This window comes from Actinoplanes sp. NPDC048791 (assembly GCF_040650095.1).
In the GTDB taxonomy this organism is placed as follows: Bacteria; Actinomycetota; Actinomycetes; order Mycobacteriales; family Micromonosporaceae; genus Actinoplanes.
Window position 1 is genome coordinate 1 of the sequence record NZ_JBEZGQ010001121.1, and the last position, 2,554, is coordinate 2,554.

At 71.1% G+C, this 2,554-nt stretch carries 3 protein-coding genes and 1 pseudogene; all 4 read left to right on the plus strand.

The genetic code is table 11. The features are described from left to right. Nucleotides 1-176: 176 nt before the first annotated feature. The gene (locus AB0C29_RS43065) at nucleotides 177-1,004 is read left to right on the plus strand and encodes a DUF881 domain-containing protein (protein WP_360833386.1); all 828 of its coding nucleotides are present in this window, start codon (nucleotides 177-179) and stop codon (nucleotides 1,002-1,004) included. A gap of 28 nt (nucleotides 1,005-1,032) precedes the next feature. Then, the gene (gcvH, locus tag AB0C29_RS43070) at nucleotides 1,033-1,413 is read left to right on the plus strand and encodes a glycine cleavage system protein GcvH (protein ID WP_360552260.1); all 381 of its coding nucleotides are present in this window, start codon (nucleotides 1,033-1,035) and stop codon (nucleotides 1,411-1,413) included. A gap of 206 nt (nucleotides 1,414-1,619) precedes the next feature. Then, nucleotides 1,620-2,072, plus strand: coding sequence for an FHA domain-containing protein (locus AB0C29_RS43075; RefSeq protein ID WP_023362861.1), 453 nt, complete (start codon nucleotides 1,620-1,622; stop codon nucleotides 2,070-2,072). Nucleotides 2,073-2,137: 65 nt separating this feature from the next. After that, nucleotides 2,138-2,449, plus strand: a pseudogene (locus AB0C29_RS43080) (MerR family transcriptional regulator); the annotation flags it as partial. Nucleotides 2,450-2,554: the final 105 nt, after the last annotated feature.

The window sequence follows — 2,554 nt, forward strand, 5'->3', positions numbered from 1 at the left end:
CCGACGGCGACGAAGGCCGTGCGCCGACCGCCTCCCGAGCCCCGGCGACGGAAACGCGGGACCGCTGGTCGGACCGTCCGTCCTGGCCCGCCGACGACGCCTCCGACCATCCCGGCGGAAGCGTGTCGGCAACCGGCAGCGCCGAGCGCGACACGCCCGGGCGGTGGCAGGAAAGCATGGCGCGTGCCGCGGCGGCCGCCGACGACCAGAAGTCGCGGGACGACTCCCACGGCGGCACTCCGGAGGACTCACCCGAACCGGTGACGGGCGCTCCCGCCGTACCGGAAAAGGAGAAGCCCTCTGCCGGGCGGCGGCTGTCGTCGGCCGGCGCGCTGATCTGGTTGTTGCTCGCCCTGCTCGGCTTCACCCTGGCCGTGCAGCTGCGCAGCAACGACCAGGACGCCGGCCTGGCCACCGCGCGCCAGGAGGACCTGGTCGGCATCCTCAGTGACCTCGAGGCGCGTGACCAGCGTCTGCAGCAGGAGATCAACGCCCTGGAGGAGAGCCAGCGGCAGCTGACCTCCGGGGTCGCCGGGCGGCAGGCCGCGCTCGCTGAGGCCGGGAAGCGGGCCGACGAGCTCGGCCTTCTCTCCGGCACGCTGCCCGCGCGCGGGCCCGGGTTGAAGATTTCCATCGACCCCAAGGGCCAGCCGATCAAGGCTTCCGCCATTCTGAACGCCGTACAGGAGCTGCGCGGCGCCGGCGGTGAGGTGATGGAGATCATCGGGGACAACGGTGTCGCCGTACGGGTCGTGGCCTCGTCCTATTTTGTCGATGGTGACGGCGGTCAGGTGATCGTCGACGGCAAGCAGCTCAGCGGCCCGTACACGCTGTGGGTGATCGGCGTGCCGTCGACGATGCAGACGGCGTTGCAGATCCCCGGTGGGGTGGTCGCTTCGGTGAGCCAGGCCGGCGGTAACGTGACCATGGAGCAACGCACGGCGGTCGAGGTGTCCGCGGTGCGTCAGCCCACCAGCCTGCAGTACGCGCGTCCGGTCTCGTGAGCGGGCGCGCTTGTCAACGGAGGAATGCGTGATTCCTGAGGACCTGCGGTACACGGCCGAGCACGAGTGGGTGTCCGGTGACGGCACCGCGCCCGTGCGGGTGGGCATCACCCACTTCGCGCAGGACGCGCTCGGCGACATCGTCTTCGTGCAGCTGCCCGACGAGGGTACGGCTGTGCAGGCCGGCGACCAGCTCGGCGAGATCGAGTCGACGAAGAGCGTCTCGGAGATCTACGCGCCGATCGCCGGCACTGTGGTGGCCCGCAACGGCAGTCTCGCCGACGAGCCGGAGCTGATCAACGCCGAGCCGTACGCGGCCGGCTGGCTCGTGGAGATCGCCCCGGACGACCCGGCGGCACTCGCCGGGCTGCTGGACGCCGACGCCTACAAGGCGCTGACCGACAGCTGATCGCCCGCGCGTCTGGTTGCCCGCCATTTCGGCGCTGACTAGGCTCGCGGGGCACATGGAGAAATCTGCAATTCCTTTCTCATACCGATAGTCGTGCCGTCCGGACCTCCGGGCAGCGGCGGGGGGCGCTGCGCTCCGGACCCGGGTCCGGCTCGCTCACCCCGTGTCGTCGGGCGGCGACCGAAACAGATCCGTGAGGTGGTCCGATGACGCGCCCAGACGACGAGTTCCCCCCGCTCGACGTCACGTCCACGCTGAACCTCGGTGCGCTCGACGAGGTGCTCGAGGGCCCCGAGACCGACGTGGTACCGAGCCGGATGTCCGGTTCGCTGCCCCCGGGGATGGCGCTGCTGGTCGTGCGCCGCGGCCCCAACGCGGGTGCGCGGTTCCTGCTGGACCATGACGTGACCACGAGTGGCCGCCACCCCGACAGCGACATCTTCCTCGACGACGTGACGGTCTCGCGCCGGCACGCCGAGTTCCACCGCGACGGGGGCACCTTCACGGTGCGCGACGTGGGTTCGCTCAACGGCACCTACGTCAACCGTGAGCGGGTCGAGTCGGCCACCCTGAGCAACGGGGACGAGGTCCAGATCGGCAAGTTCCGGCTGGTCTTCATCGCCGGTCCCCGGCCGGAGGGCGAGGGAAGCGGGGCGTGAACCCGTCGGGGGCGGCCGCGCACGACCCCGGGTCTCGGGCCCAGGGTCAACGTGACGCTGCGCTGATGAGCATCGGGGAGGTGCTGGCCCAGCTGCGCACCGAGTTCCCGGACACCACGATCTCCAAGCTCCGGTTCCTGGAGGCGGAGGGGCTGGTGGACCCGCAGCGCACCGCCTCCGGCTACCGCAAGTACTCGTGGAACGACGTGGCGCGGCTGCGTTTCGTCCTGACCGCGCAGCGGGACCAGTACCTCCCGCTGCGCGTCATCCGCGAGCAGCTCGAGGCGCAGGAGCGCGGGGACGACACGTTGTCGCACCGGCGCCCGTCGCTGGTGGCGGTCGGCTCGGAGGCCGAGGTGCCGGCGGACGCCGCCGACACCCGGGTGTCGCGGGCCGACCTGGTCGAGCGCAGGTGATCTCTTCCGGGCCGAGCTTGGTGTCGCGGGCGTCGACCTCGTGCTCCTCGATGTGGATCGAGGTGA